At 67.8% G+C, this 23,859-nt stretch carries 25 protein-coding genes and 2 tRNA genes; 10 read left to right on the top strand and 17 right to left on the bottom strand.

Annotated elements, in window-relative coordinates; genetic code table 11:
• Positions 1-22 precede the first annotated feature (22 nt).
• The 5 genes from PKE75_RS02740 to PKE75_RS02720 are packed head-to-tail and all read right to left on the bottom strand — an operon-like array spanning position 23 to position 5,346.
• Complete coding sequence (locus tag PKE75_RS02740) at positions 23-1,663, bottom strand: branched-chain amino acid ABC transporter permease (protein ID WP_271167158.1); 1,641 nt, start codon at positions 1,661-1,663, stop codon at positions 23-25.
• Positions 1,664-1,666: 3 nt separating this feature from the next.
• Entirely contained in the window at positions 1,667-2,551 is an 885-nt protein-coding gene (locus PKE75_RS02735; RefSeq protein ID WP_271167157.1) for a branched-chain amino acid ABC transporter permease, read from the bottom strand.
• Position 2,552: 1 nt separating this feature from the next.
• The gene (locus PKE75_RS02730) at positions 2,553-3,302 is read right to left on the bottom strand and encodes an ABC transporter ATP-binding protein (protein ID WP_271167156.1); all 750 of its coding nucleotides are present in this window, start codon (positions 3,300-3,302) and stop codon (positions 2,553-2,555) included.
• A complete protein-coding gene (locus PKE75_RS02725; protein ID WP_271167155.1) occupies positions 3,299-4,060 on the bottom strand; it encodes an ABC transporter ATP-binding protein in 762 nt (253 codons plus the stop codon). Before PKE75_RS02725 ends, PKE75_RS02730 begins: the two co-directional genes overlap by 4 nt.
• Positions 4,060-5,346 (bottom strand): ABC transporter substrate-binding protein, encoded by a 1,287-nt coding sequence (locus PKE75_RS02720; RefSeq protein WP_271167154.1) that lies wholly within the window; start codon positions 5,344-5,346, stop codon positions 4,060-4,062. Before PKE75_RS02720 ends, PKE75_RS02725 begins: the two co-directional genes overlap by 1 nt.
• Before the next feature lie 416 nt (positions 5,347-5,762).
• Here PKE75_RS02720 and PKE75_RS02715 point away from each other — a divergent pair, with 416 nt between their 5' ends.
• The 5 genes from PKE75_RS02715 (at position 5,763) to PKE75_RS02695 (ending at position 12,551) form a co-directional block, all read left to right on the top strand.
• Positions 5,763-6,434, top strand: a complete 672-nt coding sequence (locus tag PKE75_RS02715) for a response regulator (RefSeq protein WP_271167153.1) — start codon at positions 5,763-5,765, stop codon at positions 6,432-6,434.
• On the top strand, positions 6,427-7,971 hold the full coding sequence (locus PKE75_RS02710; protein ID WP_271167152.1) for a hybrid sensor histidine kinase/response regulator: 1,545 nt from the start codon (positions 6,427-6,429) through the stop codon (positions 7,969-7,971). The genes PKE75_RS02715 and PKE75_RS02710 overlap by 8 nt, the downstream gene beginning before the upstream one ends.
• 23 nt (positions 7,972-7,994) lie before the next feature.
• The gene (locus tag PKE75_RS02705; RefSeq protein ID WP_271167151.1) at positions 7,995-9,251 is read left to right on the top strand and encodes an ABC transporter substrate-binding protein; all 1,257 of its coding nucleotides are present in this window, start codon (positions 7,995-7,997) and stop codon (positions 9,249-9,251) included.
• Between the two features lie 178 nt (positions 9,252-9,429).
• A complete protein-coding gene (locus PKE75_RS02700; protein ID WP_271167150.1) occupies positions 9,430-10,269 on the top strand; it encodes a CbbQ/NirQ/NorQ/GpvN family protein in 840 nt (279 codons plus the stop codon).
• Entirely contained in the window at positions 10,266-12,551 is a 2,286-nt protein-coding gene (locus PKE75_RS02695; RefSeq protein ID WP_271167149.1) for a nitric oxide reductase activation protein NorD, read from the top strand. The genes PKE75_RS02700 and PKE75_RS02695 overlap by 4 nt, the downstream gene beginning before the upstream one ends.
• 10 nt (positions 12,552-12,561) lie before the next feature.
• Here the strand turns inward: PKE75_RS02695 and PKE75_RS02690 are convergent, their stop codons facing one another.
• The 9 genes from PKE75_RS02690 to PKE75_RS02650 form a co-directional block, all read right to left on the bottom strand.
• Positions 12,562-13,419, bottom strand: a complete 858-nt coding sequence (locus PKE75_RS02690; RefSeq protein WP_271167148.1) for an urease accessory protein UreD — start codon at positions 13,417-13,419, stop codon at positions 12,562-12,564.
• Positions 13,416-14,066, bottom strand: coding sequence for an urease accessory protein UreG (gene ureG, locus PKE75_RS02685; protein WP_271167147.1), 651 nt, complete (start codon positions 14,064-14,066; stop codon positions 13,416-13,418). Before ureG ends, PKE75_RS02690 begins: the two co-directional genes overlap by 4 nt.
• A gap of 6 nt (positions 14,067-14,072) precedes the next feature.
• Positions 14,073-15,785: an urease subunit alpha gene (gene ureC, locus PKE75_RS02680; RefSeq protein ID WP_271167146.1), complete on the bottom strand. Its 1,713-nt coding sequence runs from the start codon at positions 15,783-15,785 to the stop codon at positions 14,073-14,075.
• A gap of 7 nt (positions 15,786-15,792) precedes the next feature.
• Positions 15,793-16,488 carry an urease subunit gamma gene (locus PKE75_RS02675; protein WP_271167145.1) on the bottom strand — a complete coding sequence of 232 codons (696 nt, stop codon included), beginning with the start codon at positions 16,486-16,488 and terminating at the stop codon, positions 15,793-15,795.
• Between the two features lie 15 nt (positions 16,489-16,503).
• Positions 16,504-17,169 (bottom strand): urease accessory protein UreF, encoded by a 666-nt coding sequence (locus PKE75_RS02670; protein ID WP_271167144.1) that lies wholly within the window; start codon positions 17,167-17,169, stop codon positions 16,504-16,506.
• Positions 17,166-17,630, bottom strand: a complete 465-nt coding sequence (gene ureE / locus PKE75_RS02665) for an urease accessory protein UreE (RefSeq protein WP_271167143.1) — start codon at positions 17,628-17,630, stop codon at positions 17,166-17,168. The genes PKE75_RS02670 and ureE overlap by 4 nt, the downstream gene beginning before the upstream one ends.
• Before the next feature lie 80 nt (positions 17,631-17,710).
• Positions 17,711-18,748 carry an aliphatic amidase gene (locus PKE75_RS02660; protein WP_271167142.1) on the bottom strand — a complete coding sequence of 346 codons (1,038 nt, stop codon included), beginning with the start codon at positions 18,746-18,748 and terminating at the stop codon, positions 17,711-17,713.
• Positions 18,749-19,072: 324 nt separating this feature from the next.
• Entirely contained in the window at positions 19,073-19,681 is a 609-nt protein-coding gene (locus PKE75_RS02655) for an ANTAR domain-containing response regulator (protein WP_271167141.1), read from the bottom strand.
• Between the two features lie 6 nt (positions 19,682-19,687).
• Complete coding sequence (locus PKE75_RS02650) at positions 19,688-20,854, bottom strand: transporter substrate-binding domain-containing protein (RefSeq protein WP_271167140.1); 1,167 nt, start codon at positions 20,852-20,854, stop codon at positions 19,688-19,690.
• A gap of 226 nt (positions 20,855-21,080) precedes the next feature.
• On the opposite strand from PKE75_RS02650, the gene PKE75_RS02645 reads away from it, so the two are divergent.
• From PKE75_RS02645 to PKE75_RS02625, 5 genes are all read left to right on the top strand, one after another.
• Positions 21,081-21,157: transfer RNA gene (locus PKE75_RS02645), tRNA-Pro, on the top strand.
• A 27-nt stretch (positions 21,158-21,184) separates the two neighbouring features.
• The gene (locus PKE75_RS02640; RefSeq protein WP_271167139.1) at positions 21,185-21,490 is read left to right on the top strand and encodes an ETC complex I subunit; all 306 of its coding nucleotides are present in this window, start codon (positions 21,185-21,187) and stop codon (positions 21,488-21,490) included.
• Positions 21,491-21,501: 11 nt separating this feature from the next.
• Positions 21,502-21,578, top strand: a tRNA-Arg gene (locus PKE75_RS02635).
• A 114-nt stretch (positions 21,579-21,692) separates the two neighbouring features.
• A complete protein-coding gene (locus PKE75_RS02630) occupies positions 21,693-21,992 on the top strand; it encodes a BrnA antitoxin family protein (protein ID WP_271167138.1) in 300 nt (99 codons plus the stop codon).
• 21 nt (positions 21,993-22,013) lie between these two features.
• A complete protein-coding gene (locus PKE75_RS02625; RefSeq protein ID WP_271167137.1) occupies positions 22,014-22,256 on the top strand; it encodes a hypothetical protein in 243 nt (80 codons plus the stop codon).
• Positions 22,257-22,259: 3 nt separating this feature from the next.
• On the opposite strand, the gene PKE75_RS02620 is transcribed toward PKE75_RS02625, so the two are convergent.
• The 3 genes from PKE75_RS02620 to PKE75_RS02610 are packed head-to-tail and all read right to left on the bottom strand — an operon-like array spanning position 22,260 to position 23,754.
• On the bottom strand, positions 22,260-22,667 hold the full coding sequence (locus tag PKE75_RS02620; protein WP_271167136.1) for a DUF2177 family protein: 408 nt from the start codon (positions 22,665-22,667) through the stop codon (positions 22,260-22,262).
• A gap of 8 nt (positions 22,668-22,675) precedes the next feature.
• Complete coding sequence (locus tag PKE75_RS02615; RefSeq protein WP_271167135.1) at positions 22,676-23,128, bottom strand: DUF192 domain-containing protein; 453 nt, start codon at positions 23,126-23,128, stop codon at positions 22,676-22,678.
• 32 nt (positions 23,129-23,160) lie between these two features.
• Entirely contained in the window at positions 23,161-23,754 is a 594-nt protein-coding gene (locus PKE75_RS02610; protein WP_271167134.1) for a cold-shock protein, read from the bottom strand.
• Between the last annotated feature and the right edge of the window lie 105 nt (positions 23,755-23,859).

Here is a 23,859-nt window from a genome sequence, read left to right as displayed (position 1 = left end):
GCGCTCCCGCTCAGGCGTCCGTTTACGATTCAAGAAGGTCCTGGATCCGCCGCATGAAGACGCCGTGATACGCTTCGTTCTGCGAGGCGTAGATCTTGTCTTCGACGATGCGCGGGGCCACGCCGCGCTGCCCCGACATCGCGACGATGCGGTAGGCCTTGAACGGCTCGACCACCGTGATGGCGTACTTGTCGCCCTGCGGCGCACGGCGGAAATACAGCAGGAGACGCTCCAGCGGCTCGCTATGCTGGCCGAGCGGTTGCTTGCGATGCTCCTCGATGATCTCCTGCGTGACCAGCGTCTTCAGGAAGTCGCGCTGCATCTTGTCGTAGCGCCGCCAGTACAGCAGATCTTTGTTCTTCGTCTCGGTGGCTTCTTCGGGCAGCATCTCGCCCCCTTTCTCCGATCGCATGGACCGACGCTCGCTCTTCTTCTTGTCCCGCCAGCTGCGGAACTGCGCTTTCACGCCGAACAGGCCGCCTTTCAGGAACAGCACGACGCCCAGCATGATCGCGCCGATCAGCACGAGCCTCAGCGGGCCCGTGGAGATCATGACCTTGTCCAGGAAGATGACGATCGCGGTGCCGACGACCGCGCCCTCGGCGCGGCCGATGCCGCCGATGACCAGCATGGCGAGACCGAGCAGCACCGTGTCGAAGCCGAAGATCGAGAACGACACGCCGCGGTAGTGGGCGGCGTAGAAGCCGCCGATGAACCCGAGGCCGACCGAGGAGATCACGAACACCCAGACGCGGGCGCGGCGATAGTCGACGCCGGTCGCCTCGGCGAAGGCCTCGCGCTTCTCCGGCGCCATCTTCAGGATCCGCCCGAGCCTGCGCCCGTCGACGATGCGGTACAGCGCGAGCGCGAGCAGCAGCACGACGAAGCAGGCGTAATAGGCGAGCAGCGACTGGTCGAACGAACTCCAGTCCTGCGGGATGTAGGTGTCGGCGCCGTAGAGGCCGCCGGTCGAGGAGCCGAACTGCTTGGATTGCAGGGTGTAGACGCGGCAGAGCTCGTTCAGCCCGATCGTCAGCAGGGCGTAATAGAATCCATCGAGCCTGATCGCGGGGATCGCGATGATCACGCCGAACACCAGCCCGATCACGGCGCCGGCGAAGGGCAGCAGCCACCATGGCAACCCGAGATTGATGGAAAGCCAGGAGACCCCGAAGGCCGCCGCGCCGACCACGGCGTAGCTCGCCAGCGAATAGATCCCGGCCGTGCCGAGGATCAGCATCCAGCACAGATTGATCGCGGCGTAGATCGAGAAGGTCGCGCCGGCCGCGAGCAGCGTGTTCTGGTACGCCCCCGGCATCACCAGGGGCCCGAGCATGAAGGCGAACAGCCCGAGCGCCCACCAGATCGGGCGCTTGTCGACGATCGTCTTCTCGCGCCGAAGCGTCTTGGGATTGTATTCGCCGCGGATCTCGAGCACGCGGCGGCGTGTCGGCCAGTAGCGCAGGCGGCTCCAGAGCGCGCCGCCATGGCCCGGCCATTTGTAGTAATAGCGCAGCCGGCCGACCGGCAGCATCGGCGTCTTGGACTGGCGCGTCTTCGTCCAGACCTCTTGCGGGTCGCGGTGCGGATTGGCGGGGATCGCCTCCTCGGCGCCTTCGACGTCCCAGAGATAGAGCGGGTTGCGCCACGTGCTGTCCGACATGGCTCAGGCCTCCCGCGCGCGGTCGAGGATGCCGGCGATGCCGCGGGGGCGGATGAGCAGGATGACGATGATCAGCGCGAACTGGGTGATCAGCACGTACTGGCCGCCCAGCAGACGGCTCGTCAGCGCCTCGTTGAGGCCGAGCACCATCGCCGCGATGACGGCGCCGCGCACGCTGCCGAGGCCGCCGCAGAGCGCGATGCTGACGCCCTTGATCATCGGCGCGAGACCGCCGAAGGGCGAGATGTAATAGGTCTGCGACAGCAGCACAGCGGCGAGGCCCGCGAGCCCTCCGGTGATCGACATCACGTAGAAGCCGGTCTTGCGCACGCCGATGCCGACGATCGCGGCCGCGTGCGGGTTCATCATCATGGCCCGGATCTCCAGGCCGCGCCGGCTCGACCGCATCCAGAGCAGCACCGCGGTCACCACCATGATCGAGACCGCGACGTTGCCGATCTTGTCGGACGTCAGCACCACGCCGCCGAGGTTGATCTTCCAGAAGCCGAAGATCTCCGGGAGGTTCTTCGAGCGCGGTCCGAACGCCCAGAGCAGCGTCTGCGTCCCGATCAGGCTGATCGCGAGCGTCGCGATCAGCCCCCGCACGGTGAAGTTCGGCTTGTCATGGATCGGGATGAAGGCGAGCGCGCAGACCAGGACGCCGCCGACCGCGCCGGTGAGCACGCCGGCGCAGAGCACCAGCACCCCGTTGGTCGAGACGTACTGCGCGGCGAGCCACGCGCCGTATCCCGACAGCGCGAAGATGAAACCGTAGGCGAGGTTGATCAGGCCGACGCTCGACCAGGTTATGGAGAGCCCGATCGCCAGTGTGCCGTAGATGCAGGCCAGCACGATGGCGTTGGTCGCGATGAAGCCGATGTCCGTCATGTCAGATCTCCCGGCGCGTCTGGAAGCCCATCGCGACCGACGCCTCGCCCTTGAGCTTGCCGACATGCATGCCGATGATCCGCTCGACGCGGCCTTCGAGCAGGGCGACGTTCTGCTCGGCGATCACCATCGCGGAGTCGCCGAGCTCGACGCTCATCAGCGCCTCCATCACGCTCTTGCCGATCTTCGGAGCGAGACCGAGCGACGGCTCGTCGACGAGGAACAGGGAGGCGTCGGCCATCAGACCGCGTCCGATCGAGACCATGCGGCGCTCGCCGCCGGACAGGCGGCCGACAGGCGTCTTCAGCAGCTTGACGAGCGGCGGAAAGATCGCGAGCACGCGGTCCTTGCGCGGCTTGCGCTCCTTCCAGGCGCGCGGCGTGAAGGCGCCGGAGTCGAGATGCTCCTCCACCGTCAGGCCATGGAAGATCTCGTCGCCTTGCGGGATCAGCGCGAGCCCGCGCCGCACGACGAGGTGGGTGTAGCGTCCCGGCCCCTGGCTTCGCGTGCCGCCCACCTCCGCGCCGTTCAGCCGGATCGAACCGCGCTGCCAGCCGGTGAGGCCGGCGATCGCATAGAACAGCGTCGACTTGCCATGACCGTTCAGCCCGACCAGACCGACGCGCTCGCCGGAATAGACGGTGAGGTCGAGGTCGTGGATGACGCGCATCGGGCCATAGCCGGCGGAGAGCCCCTGCACCTTGAGGATCTCGCGCTTCTCGGGGCGCGGCGCGGCGGAGGCCGCGGTCATGCCGCGGCCTCATCGTCCATGGTCTCGAAATAGGCGGCGTGGACCTTGGGATCCCGCAGAATATCGGTCAGAGACCCGCTGGCGATGACCTCGCCGGCGTCCATCACCATCACCCGGTCCGCGATCGTCTCCAGCAGTTCGATCCGGTGCTCGACGATGACGACCGCGACGTTCATCTCCTTGGAGAGCATGCGGATCAGGTGGTCGATCTCGTCGACCTCCGAGTTGATGAGGCCGGCCGCAGGCTCGTCCATCAGCAGGATCGGCGGCCGGCGCATCAGCAAACAGGCGAGCAGGAGCTTGCGCCGGTTCATCGTTTCGAGCCGCGAGGTCGGCTCGTCATGGTCGACGTTGAGGTGAACGAGCTCGGCGCCGTACTCGGCGTCGAAACGCGTGAGATAGGGACGATACGCCTGCCGGGCCGCCTTGAAGGTCTGACCGACCGTGAGTTCGTCCGGCACCACCGGCGTCTGGTAAGTGCGGCCCACCCCCATGCGTGCGCGGACGTGCAACGGCAGACGGGTGACGTCCTCGCCCCTGAACAGAACGCGGCCGCTCTTCGGCTGAATGCGTCCGGACAGAACCTCGAACAGGCTGGTCTTTCCGGCGCCGTTCGGCCCGATGATCCCGAGGACCTCGCCGGGCCGGACCTCGAGGCTGATGCCGTGAAGGATCGAGCGGCCGCCGAGCTCAAGTCGGATGTCTTCGCAGGCGAACAGCGGCGGGTCGTCTGACCGCGCCGCCCCTCCGCCCGCCATCAGCTCCACCAGGGCGCGGGCTTGAGGGCGGACTCCTTGATCTCGTATGGGTAGATGATCTTGTGCTCGACGTCCTGGACCTGGACGTAAAGCTGGCTCACGCCCTTCTCGAGTTCGGTGGCCGTGATCTCGTAGCCGTTGTCAGGGAAGTGAGCCGATTCCTGATATTCGTTGTTCATGTTCATGTAGCCGCAGACGCCCCTGTAGGGGTTGGCGCGGATCCAGTCGCACACCGCCTTGAAGTTCTGCGGGTCGCCGGTCGCCTCCCAGGCCGCCTTCAGGTAGTGGGCGATGTCATAGCCATTGCCCGTGTAGACGAGCCCCATGACGCCGGGGAAGCGCTGCTTGTACTTGGCGCGGAAGGCGTTGCCTTTTTCATCCGCATAGACGCCGAGCACCGTCGACCAGCAGAAGCCGTTGGCGGCCTCGCCCGCGAGCGTCAGAAACTCCGGCTGCGATGGGCCGTACTGTAGATAGACCAGCGAGTCCGGCACGGGATCGGCCTGAAACTGCTTGCAGAAGGCTGCGTATTCGGCGGCCACCCAGTGGTCGATCATGATCGCGCCGGCGTCGACCTCCTTGAGCTCCTGGATGACCGGACCCCAGTCCTGAACCGGGAACTGGATGTCGGTGACCTTCGCAACCTCGAACGAACTCTTCTTGAGGGCCTCCTGAGCGGCGCGCGAGATCGTCTGGCAGTAGGCGACCTGCTCCTGGACGATGTGAACCTTGCGGTTCTTCGGCTTCCAGGTTCCGGTCTTCTCCATCGCGTCGAGCCAGATCGGATAGGTGTAGCCGTAGTGAACTTCCGAGGGATCAGTCTGGAAGACGTGGCTGTACTTGACCGGATCCTTCTTGAACGCCTCGGTCGCGGCGCGCTGGGTGTTGCCCTGCAGATAGGGACACTTGTACTTGGCGGAGACGTCCATCGCCGGGATCGGCACGAACACGAAGGCGTTCGAGATCGCATGCACCTTGGCGTCGATGCAGGCCGCGATCGCCTGCTGGCAGCTTTCGGGCGACAGCTTGTCGACGTCGGTGACGAACAGCTTCAAGGGCCGGCCGAGGATGCCGCCCGCGGCGTTGATCTCCTCCATCGCCAGCGTGGTGCCGTTGAGATGATCGAGATCGTCCGCGACGCCCGCCGCGGCGGTCTGCGAGGTCGGCACGCCGAGCACGATCGGCTCGGCGGCCCATGCGCGCGACACGAAGGGGCTGGGAAAGGCGGCGGCGACGCCGCCAGCGGCGGCGGCCTGCACGAGCGTGCGGCGTGTGAGCTTGGTCATGCAGCCGTCCCCCTGTCGTTCGCGCCGCCCCCGGTCGCCACTGTCTGGCGGGGCGTCGGGCCTACTGCCCGCCCGATGTGTCTAGATGATTCATCTAGTACGTATGAAAGGCTAAGGGGCCGCCTGACGGCCGGTCAAGAGGCAGGACGCTTGCCGAGAAACTTTATTTCTCGCTGATAACCTCGACCTCTCCCCCGCCGGCTAAGCCTGGGACGGCGCGCTTCCCCGAGCGCTATGACGTTATCGCTAGACAATTTAGCCATTCGTCTAAAGAGCGGTTGGTCCGCAGAGCAAGCGGCTTGGAAACCGGCGAGGGGCATGAGACAACTTCGTCAATCCCCAGGCGGATCGCCGCGGCCTGAGGCGAGCTAAACGAGAAAAAGCGGCGATCGGGCGAAACGTCGGGTTCAGCTCAGATGAAAGTATTGATCGCCGACGACCATTGGGTGGTTCGGGAGTCGCTCAAGCAGGTGATGCGACGACTTCGACAGACGCTCGAGGCCTATGAAGCGGAAACCTTCGAGGAAGCGGCGACGATCCTGACACAGCACGACGACTTCGATCTCATGCTCGTGGACCTCGTGATGCCGGGCTTCGAGGAGTTCGCGGGCCTCCGGCGGCTTCGCGCGCAGTTTCCTGATGTTCCGGTCGTCGTGGTGTCCGTCCACGAGGACGTCGAGCACGTGCTCCGGTCGGTCGAGCAGGGCGTTATCGGCTACATCCCCAAATCGGCCGGCGGCCTGGAGATCGAACGCGCGTTGGAGCGGGTGCTGGCGGGCGAGGTCTCGTTCCCGCGCCGGATCATCGAGCGGTCGGCCTCGAGCGGCGAACCGAGGCCGGCGCCCTCCCCGCCGATCCAGATGGAGCGCGACGTCGACGCCCTGACCGTCCGCGAGCGGGACGTGCTGTCCCTGCTCGGCCGCGGCTATTCGATAAAACGGATCGCTGAGGAGCTCGAGCTCAGCACCCAGACGATCCGGGTCCATCTCGGCAACATCATGAAGAAGCTGAACCTGAGGGATCGCTCGGCGGCGATCCACTACGCCATCAGTTCGTTCGGCGGCGTCGCGACTGTCGGGCGTGGCTGACGACGCATTCGCCGCCGACGAGCGGGAGACGCTCGAAGCCATCCGCGCGGGGCTCGACGCCGTCACGACGGGGATCGTGCTCTGGGCGAAGGACCGCACCCTCTCCTACTTCAATCTCCGCTTCCGGCGGACGTTCGAGTTTCCGATCAGAATCGGAATGCCGTTCGAGGAGTTCGTATCGGTTCTGGCGAATTCGCGCGAATGCCTGCAGCCCTGCGCCATCGGCGAATGGGAGCGGACCGAAGCCGAGCAGTTCGGTCTCGAGAAGGACTGCGACTACGTCTTCGCCGACGGACACGTCGTCAACATGTCCCAGCGTCCGGTCGAAGGCGGCGGCATGGTCGTGACCTTGACCGACGTCACGACCATCAAGCGCAACGAGCGCGCGCTGCGCGAGGCGAAGGAGGCGGCGGAGGCGACCGACGAGGCCAAGTCGCGTTTCCTGCGCGCGGCCAACCACGACCTGCGTCAGCCTCTCGCATCGCTCAAGATACTGATCTACAACTGCATTCACGAAGAGGATCCCGAACACCGCGGCGACATGCTGCACGCGATGGATATCGCGGCGGCGGTCATGGAAGATCTTCTCGGCGCCCTCCTGCAGATCGGACAGCTCGACGCCGGCCGCATCCAGCCGCGGATCTCCACGTTCCAGTTGCGGCAGCTCTTCGAGCGCCTCGACATCCAGTTCCGGCATCAGGCGGAGGAAAAGGGTCTACGGCTCAGATTCGTGGAGACGCGAAGCACGATCACCACCGACAGAGCGCTTCTGGAGCGGATACTGAGCAATTTCGTCGCAAACGCGGTCCGGTTCACGGAAGTCGGCGGCATCGTCGTCGGTTGCAGGAGAGACGGAAGGTCGCTTCGCATCGAAGTCGCCGACACCGGAAAGGGCGTGAGAGAGCCTGAGCGCGCCGTCATCTTCGACGAATTCTACCGATCGCCCGACTCGCGGCGCGGGGCCGGCGGCGGGCTCGGACTCGGGCTCAACATCGTGAAGCGTCTCGCCCAGCTCCTGGAGCATCCGATCGGTCTGACGTCGCGCGAAGACCGCGGCTCGATCTTCTCGATCTCCGTTCCGTTCGGGAACGTCTGGCACAGCGACGTCGGGGAGGCCGAGATCACCGAAACGGTCGCGGGCGAATTCGTCGGCACCCCGGTCCTTCTCGTCGAAGACGACGACATCCTGCGGCGGACGATGCGGAGCCTGCTCGAACGCTGGGGCATCGAGGTGTTCGACGCGGCGAACGAGGCCGAAGCTCTGCGCCTCATCGAAGGCGGCGCCGCGCCGCGCCTCATCATCGCCGACTACAATCTCAAGGCTCGCACCGGCGTCGACGTCGTGTCCGCCGTCCGCGAACGCGCCGGCCGTAAGATTCCTGCGATGATCGTCACCGCCGACGCCGAGCCGAAGGTTCTCGAGGGCATTCGCGCCGCCGACATTCCCGTGCTGGTGAAGCCGGTCAGTCCGCCACGGCTGCGGGTCTTCATGCATAATCTGCTGTTCGAGCCCTCGCTCGTCGGCGGCGGCCAGTAAGCGCCAGATCGGGAATCCGCGACGTGTCTCCCACAGCCGCTCCCATACCCATCGGCAGCATGGTTCCGCTCACCGGTCCTTCGGCTGCGGACGGCGCCGAATTCCGCAAGGGCGTCATCCTCGCGATCGAGGAGATCAACGTCCGCGGCGGGCTGCTCGGTCGTCGCCTGGAGCCGGTGTTCGCCGACACCTGCCGCCAGACCGCGGAGGAAGTCGTCGCGGCTGCGCGCTGGCTCATCGAGAAGCACGACGTCCACGCCATCATCAACGGCTACAATATCGGGCCGCAGAACTCGGAATACGAACCGATAGCTGACGCCGGCATCCTCTACGTCCACGCCAATACGCTGCTTCAGCACCACGATACGGTGATGAATGACCCTGACCGCTATTTCGGCTGCTTCATGACGGACCCGGCCGACTACTGGTATGGGCCGGGCTTCATCAAGTTCATCTCATGGCTGCGCGACACCGGCCAATGGACGCCCGAGTCCGACCGGATCGCGATCGTCTCGGGATCGAAGCCCTACAGCATCGTCATCGCGCACGCGATGGCCGCCGCGGCGGCGGGCTTCGGCTGGCGCGTCTGCTTCGGACCGCGGATCGTGCAGACGCCGACCAGTCAATGGCGCGACGTGCTCGACGAGGTCCGCGCCACCGATCCCGCGGTCATCGCGAACACCCACTTCTATTCGGGCGACCTCGCCCACTTCCAACTCCAGTTCATGGAGAAGCCGACCAACAGCATCGTCTACCTGCAATATGGCGCGATGCATCAGTCGTTCAGCGACATCGCCCAGAAGAAGGGCGTCGGCGTCATCGTCAGCACCGTGATCGGACTGCTGCGCGACGACATCGGCAAGCGGTTCGCCGCCCGCTACCTCGCCCGGTTCGGCGAGGGCTCGACGCCGCAGATCGGGTGCCAGTCCTACAGCGCCATGCACCACTACGCGCTCGCGGCGTCGCTCGCCGGCGGCTCGGGCGGCCCCGGCTCGTTCGAGCAGAACCGGAAGGTAGCTCAGGCGCTGAAAGGCTCGATCTACCGCAGCGTGAACGGCATCGTGCGCTACCATCCGGAATGGCAGGCGGCCGTGCCCTATCCGGACGTGACGCACGATCCGTCGCTCGGCCTGCCGCATCTGTTCTTCCAGATCCAGGCCGAGCGGAAGCCGCTCGCCCTGATCGCACCGGATCCGTTCAACACCGAGCGCTTCGTCAAGCCGCCATGGATGGACAGGCGCGCTCCGACGGTCGTCGAAAGCGGGCGCCGGCGAAGCTGACGCACCGACGGGCTTGCGGGCGGCCGAAAACCGAGCCCTAATGATCGCGCGACGCGCGCGTCGCTGGTTCCGGCCGACAGGATGGTCGCCGGACGCTTCCGGCAGTGACGCCGGGCGGGAGGCTTGTCCGGCCTCGCCGCGCGTCTGCCCCTTCAGCACAGCAGAACCGGAGACCGCGATGGCCCTTTCACCGGCCGCAGGCCGCCTGTCCGCCCACGAGATAGCCGACGAGCCGTACTACCGCGCCGTCGGCGACGAGGTCGAGATTTTCGCGGCGTCCTACGCTTGCCGCCTGCCGGTCATGCTCAAGGGCCCGACCGGCTGCGGCAAGACGCGCTTCGTCGAGCACATGGCCTGGCGGCTCGGCCGTCCGCTCGTGACCGTCGCGGCGCATGAGGACCTGACCGCGGCCGACCTCGCCGGCCGCTTCCTGCTCGCCCCAGAGGGCACCGTCTGGCACGACGGCCCCCTCACCACCGCCGTCCGGGAAGGCGCGATCTGCTATCTCGACGAGATCGTCGAAGCCCGCCAGGACACAACCGTCGTCATTCATCCGCTGACCGACGCCCGGCGCGCCCTGCCGCTCGAGAAGAAGGGAGAGCTGGTCGCGGCGCACCCCGACTTCCAGCTCACCATCTCCTACAACCCGGGCTATCAGAGCGCCGTCAAGGATCTCAAGGAGTCGACCAAGCAGCGCTTCGTGGCGATCGAGTTCGACTATCCAGAGCCGAGCGTTGAGGCCGAGATCGTCGCGCGCGAGGCGGGCGCCGAGCCGGAGCTTGCGCGCAGCCTCGTCGAGGTCGGCTTGCGCTCGCGCAACCTGCGAGGCCGCGGCCTCGCCGAAGGCGCATCGACGCGGATGCTGATCCACGCCGCCAAGCTGGTGGGCGGCGGCGCGGCGCTGGACGCCGCCATTCGCGCGGCGATCGTGCTGCCGATCACCGATGAGCCTGACATGCGCGAGGCGCTGGGAGCCGCAATCGCCGCGACCTTGCCGCAGGCGCTGCGTCTGCAATGACGGTCGAGGCGCCTGCTCGCGCCGTTCGCCTCGTCGGGCCGCGCGCGGAGCTCGCCGGCCTCGTCGGCGGCCGGGCCGACGTCGGGCCGGCCTTCCTGCGCGCCATCGGTCGCCTCGACGCGCGCTGGAGCGACGAGGAGATCGAGGCTTGGGCGGGTGGAGCGCTCGCGCTTGCGCACGCCAATCTCGGCGGCCGGTGCCTGGACACGTTCTTCCGCCTCGCCGGCAGGCTTCCTCACCAGTCGGCGGCGGCGTTGGCGGGCGATGCGCGCGGCGCAGCGGAAATCGGCCGCCGCGCCGGGGCCAAGGCTGCGCTCGCCGCGTTGGAGGCGGTCCCCGCCGCGGCGCTGCGGCTGCCAGGCCATCGCGATCGCGCCTGCTGGTGGGCGGGACTTGCAAGGCTCGCCCGCGAGGCGCCCGACTGCGTGGTGCTGATCGCTGGCCAGACCGTCGCCGCGCTCGCCGCCGCCGACGGGGCGGCCTTCGAGAGCTTCGTGGCGGCGGGGCTGAAGGCTGGCGGGCGCAGCCGCGAACGGTTGCGGGCGTTCTTCTCGCTTGAAGACCCCGCGGCGCGCCGCATGCTCGAGCGTGCGGGAGGCGCCGTCGGCTTTCAGGATCTGGAGCGACCGCTGCGGCTGTTCGGGCTCGCATTGTGGGGAAGCCCGCCGCGCCTCATAGCGCTCGATGGCGTGGGGGCCGCACCTGCCTCGCAGCGGGTCTCGATTGTCGGCGGCCTGATCCGAATGCCGCACGTCTACCGTGGCGCGCCTGCGCGGGAGACGCCCGCGCTCTACCGCGCGGCGCTCGCGCACGCGATGGCGCACCGCGCGTTCAGCGGCGACCCGCGCGCCGTGGGCCGGCTCAGGCCGCTCCAGATCGCGATGACCGGGCTCGTCGAGGACGCGCGGGTCGAGGCGCTCGCCATGCGGCGTTTCCCCGGCCTTCGATCGCTTTGGGCGCCATGGCACGTCGCGCGGCCGGGCGACGCGATGACCGCCGCCATGCTGATGGCGCGGCTTTCGCGCGCATTGTTCGACCCCGACTATGACGATCCGGACGGCTTCGTGGCGAAGGGCCGCGACCTGTTCTCCCGAGCCGCCGACCGGCTGGAAGACCTGACGCTGTCACGCGCCATCGGCGGGCTGCTCGGCCACGACCTCGGCCAGATGCGGCTGCGGTTCGACGCCAAGAGCTATGCCGTCGAGCCGCTCTATCGCGACGACAACATGGCGCTGTGGGATTTCGACGAGCCGCCGGACGCGACGGCCGAGGAGATCGAGCAGGCGGTCGAGGCCGCGCGCCCGACGCCGAAGGACAGCGACGACGGCCGCAGCGAGGGCGAGCCGCAGGAGCAGCGGTCCGGGCGCGCCCGCGAGGCCGCGCCGGACGACCGCGGCGTCGCGATCGCGAGCTATCCCGAATGGGACCGTGCGGCCGGCGTCGAGCGGCAGGGCTGGACGACGGTCCGAGACGCGCCTGCGGCGGTCGGCGACCCGCGCGCGCTCGACGAGGCCCTCGACCGGCTGGGCGGATTCCGCGAGCGCATCGCCCGGCTGGTGCGCGGGGCGCGGGTCGGCCGCGCGCCGCGACTGAAGCGCCAGCCGGAAGGATTCGACCTCGATCTCGACGCCGCCATCGACGCCGCCATCGCGCTCAGGACCGGCGAACTGCCCGACGAACGCATCTACCGGGCGTCCGGCGTCCGAGCCCGCGACGTCGCAACGGTCGTGCTGGTCGACGTGTCGGAATCGACGCGTGAGCGCGTGGGGGCGTCCTCCGTTCTGGACATCGAAAAGCTCGCGGTGGCGGCTCTGGCGTCGGCGATGGACGCGCTGGGCGACGCCTTTGCGGTGCGGGCCTTCGCGTCCTGCGGACGCGAAGACGTGCGTCTGATCCGGGTGAAGGATTTCGGCGACCGGCTGGACGCCGCCGCGATGGGGCGTCTCGCGGGTCTCTCGTCCGGCCTCTCGACGCGGCTCGGCGCGGCGCTGCGCCATGCCGGCGCGGAACTCGGGCCGATCCGCTCCCAGCGCAAACTGGTGCTCGCGCTCACCGACGGCGAGCCCTCGGACATCGACGTCGCCGATCCTCTCGACCTTGTGGAGGACGCCCGCCGGGCGACGCTCTCGCTGCGCGCGCAAGGCGTCGACGTGTTCGGGGTCACGCTCGGCGCCGCTGGGTCGTACGGCGTTTTCGGCCGCGCCAACACGATGCCCGCGCGCCGGCTCGAAGATCTGCCGGACCGGCTCTCCGAGCTGTATTTCCGGCTGGCCAGGCTCTAGCCGGCGCCTGTCACTTCCGGCGACGCGCGGGCGTGAAGCCGAGCATCGCCTCGACGGCGATCGCGAAGATCGCCTCGACCCCCGCCGTTATACGCCCGCCGTTCGCCGCGACCATCCGCACGCCGAGCCCCGCGCCGTTCGGCAAGGGGCTGGAGGCCGCGTGGCATCCGAGCGCGTCGAGAGCGTCCTCGATCGCAGCGGGATCCGGGAGGCGTTCCGCCACGCCCAGCAACAGGGCTGAACCGTAGGCTCCGCGCTCCGGGCCCAGCAGCCCGGACGCCGCCGACAGCTCCTCGCCCGTGATGGACGAGCGATCGGCGAGCAGAAGCCGGCCGGCCGGATCGTGGACGGTCGTCTCCGTGACCAGCGAGCCGAAGGGTCGGCCCTCGCCGGTGAAATCGTGCCATGCGACGCCGTCGATGAGGATCGCGAGCGCGCCGTCCGCGATCTCGATGGCGGTTTCGACGGTCAGCGCCGCGCCGGGGAACAGGATCAGCGGGTCGAGCGTGAGCGCAGCGAAGGCGTCCGGCCCGACCACGATCCGCGTCGACTGCCGGGCGCGTTCGGCGCCGGTGTCGTGCACCACGGTCGCCGCCTGGCTGGTGACGTGCGCGGCCGCCCCGGCGCGGACCTCAAGGCTGAGGTCGAGCCTGTCGCCCCGATAGATCCCGCCCGATGCGGACTGAAGATAGAGCGTCGCGAGGTCGGACCTCGCGGCGTCGAGCGCGAACGGCCGCGTGACGTGGAAGGGATAGGGCGCGATCTGGCGCATGAGCGCCGAGCGCCCGCCGCCTCGCCCGAAGACCAGCTCGGCGCGGCGCGACCGCCCGACCACGCCCGGCCCCTCCGCATAGTCCGCTGGCTTCATTCGCTGAACAGCACCGCCCGGCCGATCATGTCGGCGACGGCCTCCACTCCCTCGCCGCTCCGGGCGTTGGTGGCGATGACCGGGCGATCGCCGCGCACCGCTATCGCCTCGCCCAGCATCGCCTCGAGGTCGACGCCGACATGCGGGGCGAGATCGGTCTTGTTAACGACCAGCAGATCGCATTTCAGTACGCCCGGCCCCCTTTTGCGGGGGATGTCGTCGCCGCCCGCGACGTCGATGACGAACATCCACCAGTCGACGAGGTCGAGCGAGAAGGTCGAGGCTAGGTTGTCGCCGCCGGATTCGAACACGACGAGTTCGAGGCCGGGGAAGCGGGCTTCGAGGTCGTCGCCCGCCGCCATGTTGAGCGTCGGATCTTCTCGGATGACGGTGTGCGGACAGGCGCCGGCCTCGACCGCGGACACCCGCTCGGGCTCGATCAGGCCGGAGCGGCGCAACCGCTCGGCGTCCTCCTTGGTGACGAGATCGTTCGTCACCACCGCGAGGTCGACGCCGCGGCCGCGCAGAACCGGGATCAGCCGCTCGATCAGCGCCGTCTTGCCGGAGCCGACCGGTCCGCCGACCCCGATCCGGGCCGCGGAAGCGGTCTGGCGGCGAACGTCGGCGCCGGGCGCGAATTCAAGCATCTCCGGTCACCTCAGCATGTAGCGTTGGGCGAGCGGCAGCACCGTCGAGGGCTCGCAGGTCGCCAGTTCCCCGTCGACGAAGACGTCGAAGGTCTGGGGGTCGACGCGAATGTTCGGGCAGGCGTCGTTGTGCAGCATGTCGGCCTTGGTCAGCGAGCGGACTCCGCCGGCGGCCAGCAGACGCTTCGATATCCCGAGCTCCTCCCGCAGTCCGCGGGCGATCGCGAGCGGGTGGACGAAGCAGGCCGAAAGCGCCGGCGCGGCCTTCCCGTAGGCCCCCCATTGCGGGCGCAGCAGCACGGGCTCGCAGGTCATCAGGGATGCGGCGCTGTCGCCCATCGCGCCCCAGGCGATGAAGCCGCCCTTGACCACCAGCTCCGGCTTGATCCCGAAGAACGCCGGACGCCAGATCACGATGTCGGCCATCTTGCCGTCCTCGAGCGAGCCGACATGCTCGGCGATGCCGAACGTGCGGGCGGCGTTGACGGTGTATTTCGCAATGTAGCGCTTGATGCGCTCGTTGTCGCCGAAGCCCGCCTTCTCCTCCGGCAGCAGGCCGCGCTGGTCCTTCATCTTGGAGGCGAGCTGCCACGTCCGGCAGACCACCTCATGGATGCGGCCCATGCCCTGGCTGTCGGAGCCGAGCATCGAGATCGCGCCGATGTCGTGCAGCACGTCCTCGGCGGCGATGGTCTGGGCGCGGATCCGGCTTTCCGCGAACGCCACATCCTCCGGGATCGCCGGGTTGAGATGATGGCAGGTCATCGTCATGTCGAGGTGTTCGTCGAACGTATTGACCGTGTAGGGATTGGTCGGGTTCGTCGACGACGGAAGGCAGTTCGCGAGGCCTGCGACGCGGATGATGTCCGGCGCGTGGCCGCCGCCGGCGCCCTCGGTGTGATACATGTGGATCGTCCGGCCGCCGATCGCGGCGACCGTGTCCTCAAGGAATCCGCTCTCGTTCAGCGTGTCGGTGTGCAGCTGCACCTGATAGTCGAGCTCGTCCGCCGAGCGCAGGCAGGCGTCGATCGTCGCCGGCATCGCGCCCCAGTCCTCGTGGATCTTGAGGCCGAGGCATCCGGTCTCGAGCTGCTCCCTGAGGGAGCCCGGGATGTGGCTGTTGCCGCGGCCGAGAAAGCCGAAATTCATCGGCCAGGCCTCGGACGCCTGCAGCATCTTGCCGGTGTTGAACGGTCCCCCGGAATCGATCCCGACCGTGATCGGCCCGAGCGACCCGCCAAGCATGGTGGTGACGCCGCTTGCGATCGCGTGATCGACCAGGCCTGCGCTGTCGAAATGGACATGCACGTCGATGGCGCCCGCCGTCGCGATCAGGCCTTCGCAGTCACGCACCGTGGTCCCGGCGCCGACGATGAGGCGCGGGTCGACGCCGTCCATGATCGCGGGATTGCCGGCCTTGCCGATCCCGACGATCAGTCCGTCCTTTATGCCGATGTCGCCCTTCACGACTCCGAGCACCGCGTCGATCACGGTGGCGTTGCAGAGCAGGAAGTCGAGCGCGCCGTCGGCGTTGGTGACGCCAGCGGCCAGCCCCAGCCCGTCGCGCAGCGTCTTGCCGCCGCCGTGCAGACACTCGTCGCCGTAGACGGCGTAATCCTTCTCCACCACCGCGACGAGCGAGGTGTCCCCGAGCCGGACGCCATCGCCGACGGTCGGACCATAATGGGCGGCATAGTCTTTGCGGGCGATCTTGACCATTGTTCCCTCAGGCGCCGCGGAAGCCGGCCGCACGGGCCTTGGCGAGGGCGGCGTCCTTCGCCGCCTCGGTCGTTGTGTCGCCGTCCGACAGGCCGTTGAGGCCGCCGACGAACCGTGCGCCCCCGAAGGCGACCAGCGTCACGTCCTTGCCCTGCCCCGGCTCGAAGCGGACCGCCGTGCCGGCAGGAATGTCGAGCCGCATGCCGAAAGCGGCCGCCCGGTCGAACTCCATCGCCCTGTTCACCTCGAAGAAGTGGAAGTGGGAGCCGATCTGGATCGGCCGGTCCCCGGTGTTGACGGCTGTGAGCGAGACGCGGGCGCGGCCCTCGTTCAGTTCGATCTCGCCCTCGAGCGGCAGGGATTCGCCGGGCTGGACGGGATCGGGCGCCGAGTTCTCGGCAGGACGGATCGGCTCGTGGACCGTGACGAGCTTGGTGCCGTCCGGGAACATGCATTCGACCTGGAGGATCTGGACCATCGCCGGCACGCCCGGCATCACGTCGTCTCCGTTCAGCACGGTCGCGCCGAAGCCGATCAGGTCCGCGACCGATCGGCCCTCGCGCGCGCCTTCCAGGATCTCGTCGGTGATCAGCGCGATCGCCTCCGGATGGTTCAGCTTGAGCCCCTTCGCCCGCCGTTTCCGAGCGAGCTCGGCGGCGGTGTAGATCGTCAGGCGTTCGAGTTCGGTCGGCGTCAACAGCATGCGGATTCCTCGCGTTCAGTTCGCAAACAGGCGAAGGTCGCCACGCGCGTGTCGGGTCGCCGCGATGTCCAGCCGAAAGCTGAAGCTTTCGATCCGGCCGGGCAAAGGCGTCGCGGCCAATTCGGCGACCACCGGCAGCAACTTGCGGACCGTCGACTGCGCCGCGATCGCGCCGATCACCCCGAGCCGCACTGCGGCGGTCATGAAACCGGAGACCGCCATGTAGCCGGACGCAAGCACGGCGCCTGAGCGATCGAGCCCTGCCCCGCTCCACACCACCGCTTGCGTCGTGGCGAGATGGCCGAGCGCGCGGCCCGCGCGGACCCGCGCCTGCCAATCCCGAGCCCCGGGCGTGCCGATCCTGGCGTGCGCCGCCAGCAGGCCTGCGCCGTTGCGGCGTGAGCCGAGACGGAACGGCTCCGCCAGCATGGTGGCCTCAACCTCCCGGTCGATCTCGGCGACGGCATCGAGGTCGTTCGCCGCTTCGAAGGCCCGCGCGAGGGCGACGCGGTCGGCCGTCGCCCAGCGGCGGCGCAGCGCGGCCTCGACGACCGCTTCGAGCTCGTCTGAGGAAAGCCGGTCTCCCGCCGCCGCCAGACCCTCGAGCCCGTTCGAGAATGCGAAGCCGCCGCTCGGAAACGCCGCGTCCGCCTGCCAGATCGCCAGCAGCTGGCTGATCACGCGGCGATGTCCCCCGTGACGATCGAGCCCTTGATCGAGCGGCCCGAGAAAAGCGTGTCCAGCCGGGCGTAGTAGGCGTCGGCCGGGCCTTCGAGCGCGACCAGCAGGCATTCGCTTTCGAAACGCACGCGCCAGTGCAGATTGCCGGCGTGATAGCCGAGCTCGATCGCCTCCGCGATCGATCGAGGCTGCAGCCGGAGCCAGCGCTCGACCTCCGCCCGCACCACGATGGCGCGATTGTCGTCGGCCAGCAGCACCGCGCCATCGAACAGCTTCTGGTCGCGCGGCAGCGCGATGGCGAGGTCCTCGCCCTTCGGCGTGGTGATGCGCAGCCGTCGGCGGGCCATGTCGGCGTTCGGGATCGTCACTTCATCAACCGCGCCGTGATGCTCGAGATGGTGAATGCGCTCCCGCCACGCCGGGTCGGCGCGATCCCCGGCGATACGATCGATATGCAGCATGTCAGGCCGGTCCTCTGCCCTGAAACGGAAGGCGCCGCCCAGGCGGGCGGCGCCGAAGCGCCCGCCTGGGCGGGCGAAGGTCAGCGATGGACGGTCGTCGCGTCCGGCAGCCCCTCGATCGGACACTCGTCGACGCCGACGGTCGGTCGCGTCATCGCCTCGACCATCTCGCGCGTGCCCTCTGGATCCGCGATCCAGCGCTTGTAGAAGTCGTACGGGCAGCTCGCCTCGCCCTTGTCGCCATCGCCGGAGTTGATCATGCCGGTGTAGCCGCGGTGGACCAGCTTGAACAGGTGGTTGTTCGACTGGCCCGTGCGGCGGTGGTCGCGGATCAGCGAAACCGAGAGCTGCGAGTAGTTGATCCCGTATTCTTCCGTTCCGCATTCGCCGAGCGTGCGGCCGTCGAAGCCAACGATGGCGGAGTGGCCGAAGTAGGAGTAGACGCCGTCGAAGCCGGTGGCGTTGGCGACCGCGACATAGGTGTTGTTGGCCCAGGCCATCGCCTTCGCCATGATGATCTGCTGTTCCTTGGCCGGATACATGTAGCCCTGGCAGCGCACGATGAGCTCGGCGCCGCGCATCGCGCAGTCGCGCCAGATCTCGGGATAGTTGCCGTCGTCGCAGATGATCAGGCTGATCTTCATGCCCTTCGGCCCGTCGGACACGTAGGTGCAGTCGCCGGGATACCAGCCCTCGATCGGCACCCAGGGCATGATCTTGCGGTACTTCTGCACGATCTCGCCCTGGTCGTTCATCAGGATCAGGGTGTTGTAGGGCGCCTTGTTGGGGTGCTCCTCGTGGCGTTCGCCGGTCAGCGAGAACACGCCCCACGTCTTCGCCTTGCGGCACGCCTCGGCGAAGATCTCGGTCTCCTCGCCCGGTATCACCGAGGCGGTCTCGTACATCTCCTTGGAGTCGTACATGATGCCGTGCGTCGAATACTCCGGGAAGATCACGAGATCCATTCCCGGCAGACCGGACTTCATGCCCACCACCATGTCGGCGATCTTCTGCGCGTTGGCGAGCACTTCAGCCTTGGTGTGAAGCCGCGGCATCTTGTAGTTCACGACGGCGACGCCGACGGTGTCGTTGCTCGAGCCGATGTCTCCGTGGATCATTCAGGTCTCTCCTAATGTTCGCAGGGCGGTCGCGGGGGACAGAACGGACGCTTCGGGTCGCGGACGGCGATACTGCTGCGGCGCAGTCCGGGCGTTCTCAAGAATTATGGCCGACCGGCCCGTGGCGTCTGTCGCGCGGCGGATGTCCGGACGTGTTCGACTGTGGACGCGGACGACAGCGCTGTCGTTAGCGTCAGAAAAAACAAAAAAGCCCGCCAAATCCTGCAAGAGGACTTGTCGGGCTACATCGCCGCGCCGGATCAACATCATTGATGATCTGGCAAAGTCACCGACCGCTACGCCGCAGCCAAGCAACGCAGCGAGCTAAGCATCATCCGGTCGAAAGTTCAATAGCTCGTTCGCGCGGATGATGGCCGTCGCCATCTCCTCCATCGAGACGCGCTTGGCCATCGCCTGGCGGCGGATCGAGCTGTAGGCCTCCTCCTCCGAGATGCCCTGTCCCGCGATCAGGATCGACTTGGCTTTCTGGATCTGCTGGATGCTTGTGAGCTTGCGCTCAAGCTTGCGGATTCGTTTGTCCTGGTCCTTGCGTTCGGACCAGAGCGTCCGGGCGAGCGCGATCTGCGTCAGCAGTCCGAACGGCTTGACCGGCCGCTCGACCACGGCGAAGGCGCCGCTTTCCAGCACGATCGCGAGCGTCGAGGGGTTCTCGTAGCCCACGATCGCGATCAGCGTCGGCGACGCGTCGGACCGCGACTTGAAAAGCTTGCGCAGCGCGTCGCGGTCCTCCTGCTCGATTGCGAGCAGGACGAGGTCAACGTTTTCGGCGAAGACCTCCGGCGCGGGCCATGTCGTCTCGACGAAGCAGCCGATGCGCTTCAGATGATCGACGAGCTCCTGGCCTTCCGCGTCGTTGGCGTGGATCACCTGGACTCTGAGTCCCTTGATGTCCCGAAGGATCTGAATGGCCATCCCTGGTCAAAGCCCCGTGCGGGTCTCTGGAGCCGGGTCCACGAAGTCGGCTGACCAGTCGTCCAGTCTCTGAGAGACGCAATAGGGGTCGGGCTTCACCCGCACGCCGGGATTCCAGACGATCTGGAACCTGCCTTCGGAGTCGAGGCGGGCGACCCGCGGCCAGAGATAGGTGTGGTGATTGTCGGCGTCGATCCGCACCCGCCCCTGGGGGGCGTCGAACTCGATCTCCTTGACCTCGGCCAGCACGCGCCTTGGATCGTCGGTGCCGGCCCGCTCCAACGCCGCCGCGGCGAGGTGGGTCTGGAAATAGGCGGCCTCGGCGGCCGAAGGGATCGGCGCATCGGCGCCGAAGCGCAGCCTGTAGGCCGAAACGAATTTGCGGGCGGCGGGCGTCCCGAGGGTCGCGAAGAAGGTCGCAGCGGAGATGTGCCCCTCGGCGACGCCGGCAGGCATCTCGACGACGTCCGCTTCCGAGGTGGTCAGGCTCGCGATAGGCATCGTCGCGGGAGAGAAACCCGCCTCGGCGTAGGCCGCATAGAACGGGGCCGTCGCCTGGCCGACGATGGTCGAGAACACGACGTCGGGCCGCAGATCGCCGATCCGCTTGATCGTGCGCTTCAGGTCGCCTGCGTCCGCGTTGAGCGGGAGATAGATCTCGTCCACGACCTTGCCGCGCGATTGCACGACGAAATCGCTCATGATGCGATTTGTCTCGTAGGGGTAGATGTAGTTCGACCCCACGAAGAGGAATCTCTGACCGTGCTTCTCCAGCAGGTACTTTGCGAGCTGGAAAGCGTTCTGGTTGGGCGCCGCGCCGGTATAGATCGTCTGCTGCGAAAACTCGAAGCCTTCGTAGAAGGTCGGATAGAATAGAGCGCCGCGAAAGCCGTCGATGACGGGCAGCACCGCCTTCCTGACGCTCGACATGTAGCAGCCGAACAGCAGCCTGACGCCGTCAGACATCGTCAGGCGCTCGGCGAGCGCCCGGGACTGGCGCGGGTCGGACGCGCCGTCGCAGACGATCGGCCTTATCTCGCGGCCGAGGACGCCGCCGGCCGCGTTGATCTCGTCGACGGCGAGCAACGTGGCGTTCAGCTGCGTCCGCTCGATGTTCGCCGTCACCCCCGTCGTCGAGAACAGGACGCCTATGCGCCAAGGCTCTGTCGTCACATTCGGCTCCGGACTCGCGTGACCTCTTCGACCGCTCCCCGAACGGCGAGGCCCGTAGATAGCCGGAAAGCGGCGGGCGCCAAAGTCCTCCTGCCGCTGCCGGGCTGTGGAGGCGTCGCATGCGGGAGGCCGGGAGGCGCAGGCGCCGATCAGGGGAAGCCCACTTCGCCGATGACGGTTGCCGAACCGCCGGCGATCCAGCATAACCCGAAGCGTCGGTTGGTCTCGGGGCGTAGCTCAGCCTGGTAGAGCACCTGCTTTGGGAGCAGGGGGTCGCATGTTCGAATCGTGTCGCCCCGACCAGCGTCCCCGAACGCGAGAGAGACGCCCATGACGGCGCGCATCTTCAAGCCCGCCCGCACCGCGATGCAGTCCGGCGTCGCCAAGACGAAGCGGTGGATTCTTGAGCATGAGCTCGCCGAGCCTCGGCGTGTCGAGCCATTGATGGGCTGGACCTCGTCGGCCGACATGCGCCAGCAGGTCCGGCTGTTCTTCGACACCAAGGAGGAGGCGATCGCCTACGCGACGCGCGAGGGGCTCGCCTACCGCGTCGAGGAGCCGAAGAAAGCCGCGCCGCGGGTGATGGCCTACGCCGACAATTTCCGCTCGAACATTCCCGAACCCTGGACGCACTGAGCGTCCGCCGCGGCCCCGTAGCTCAGCCGGATAGAGCACCAGCCTTCTAAGCTGATGGTCGGTGGTTCGAATCCACCCGGGGTCGCCAGAATTCCCTAACAGCTTGAGCCCGCGAGCGATCACACGGCGGGCGCTCGTTCCGGACGACAGGGCGGCGGCGACTGCTCTATCATCGGTCCGCGCTCTCAGGAGATTCCCGGCCATGTCCCGCCGCCCAACCGATCATCGCGCCGCGGCGGAAGCCGCGTTCCGGCCGAAGCAGCCGGCTCCCCCCGCGCCGTCGCCCCAGGCGCGCCCCGGGATTCCGGGCGCCCGCGAACTCGTGTCGCTGAGACTCGACAAGGACGTGCTCGAAATCTTCCAGGGCGACGGCCCCGGCTGGCAGGATCGCATCAACGCCGCCTTGCGGGAGTCCGTCAGCGGCCAGCTCGCCATCGCCTCCGGAGGGGGGTCGATCCCGGTGGACCGGCTGAGCAGCGAGAACGACGATGGCGCAGGCTGAACCCCGGGAGACCGCAAACTCATGACCGCGACGCCCGTCGACCCCAAAGCCCCCGCCGGATGGCGCCTGACGCTGCCGCTCGCGAACCTCAAAGGCGACGAGCGCGCCAAGAGCGGTTCGTGGGCGGCGGCGATCCCCGACCGTGCGGCCGCGCGCAAGGCGATTCCCTACGGCGCCTCGGTGCCGAGCGCGCCATTGCAGCCGCTGACCGCCGCGGATCTCGAGCGACTCGGCGTGCCGAGCGGCGGCGTGAAGCAGATCTGAGGCTCAGGCCGCCGTCAGAGCCTTCGCGATGAGGAACCCCGCCGTCGCCGAGACCGCCGTCAGCAGGGCGCCCCACGCCATGTCGACGACGCTGAGCGCCGCCGGCCAATCGCGGAGGGTCGCGAGATTCGTGAGGTCGTAGGTCGCGTAGGCGATCAGGCCGAAAAACAGCCCCGTGAGCAGCGCGGTGCTCCACGCGCCGGTCGCGAACGCCGGGCCGATCGCGAAATAGACGACGCCGAGGACGTAGAGGGCGTAGAAAGCGACCGCTGCCGCGATGTTCGGCTGCGGGGCCATCAGCCCGCCAAGTTGAGCGCGATAAAAGCCTCGAGCCACGAAGCCGAGCCACAGGAAATCGCCGGCGAGAAAAACCGCGGCGGCGGCGAAATAGGCGACTATCCAGCGCGTCATGTCAGGCTTTACGCGCCGACCTTCGGGTGGATCACCCTGTCTCCCGGTTTGAGCCCGATGCGCTTCGCGGTGCCCGCCAGCAATTCGACGACGTATTTCACCGGCCCGCCGGATGAGATGATGCGCGTCGACAGCGGCTCGGCGTTCTCCTCGATCCGCGTGACCTTTCCGTCCGCCCCGACGAAGGCCATGTCGAGCGCGACATAGGTGTTCTCCATCCACATCGCGACGTCGTCGACCTTGCCGAAATCGAACAGCATGCCGTGGTCGGGCGCGAGCGAGCGGCGATACATCAGCCCGACCTCGCGCTCCTCCGGGGTGGTCGCGACCTCGACCATGAAGTCATGCGCGCCGGTCGCGGTCTCGAAGGTCAGCTTCTCCGCCGGCGCTGCGAAAGCCGGGGCTGCGAAGAGGAGCGCCACGAGAGCGAGCGCGATCGGGTAACGCCTGAAAATCGTCATGGACTATCAGGTGACGCGCGCGGGATGCGGCGTCAATGCGACGCCGGAGCGCCGCCCGGACCGTCGGGCCGGACTTCGGCCGCCATCAGACCCTTGGGTCCCGGCCCGTAGCGCACGAACACCTTCTGTCCGGGCTTCAGCTCCATGATGCCGAAGCGGCGCAACGTCTCCATGTGCACGAAAATATCGGGCGACCCGTCCCCGCGCGTCAGGAAGCCGAAGCCCCGCAGCCGGTTGAACCACTTCACCTCGACGAGCTCCATCGCGCTCGTCGCCGTCACCGAGACGTGGGTGCGCGGCGGCGGCAGCTCGCCCGGATGCCGTGCGGTGCTGTCGTCGATCGAGAGCACGCGGAACGCCTGGGCGCCCTTCGAGCGCAGCTGCGCCTCGCAGACGATGCGGGCGCCTTCGTTCGCGGTCTGAAAGCCGTCGCGGCGCATGCAGGTGACGTGAAGCAGAACGTCGGGGCCGCCATTGTCGGGCACGACAAAGCCGTAGCCCTTGGCCACGTCAAACCATTTGATGGTCCCCGAGACCTCGTACAGGTCTACGGCCCCGGCCTCCGACAGAGCGTCGGGCCGATCGTCTGCGTCAGGAGACTCGCTCCTGGCCCTGTCAGCACACATACGAATCGCCCGCCCGGATACACCACCAAACGAGAGTCGTGGCCTCGACTCGTTCGCCCAGACGATAGCACCCGATCCCCGCGGGGGAAGCGAAAAATGGCCCAA

The organism is Hansschlegelia plantiphila (assembly GCF_027922265.1).
GTDB classification, from domain to species: Bacteria; Pseudomonadota; Alphaproteobacteria; order Rhizobiales; family Methylopilaceae; genus Methylopila; species Methylopila plantiphila.
This window is presented reverse-complemented; position numbering and strand designations above follow the sequence as displayed.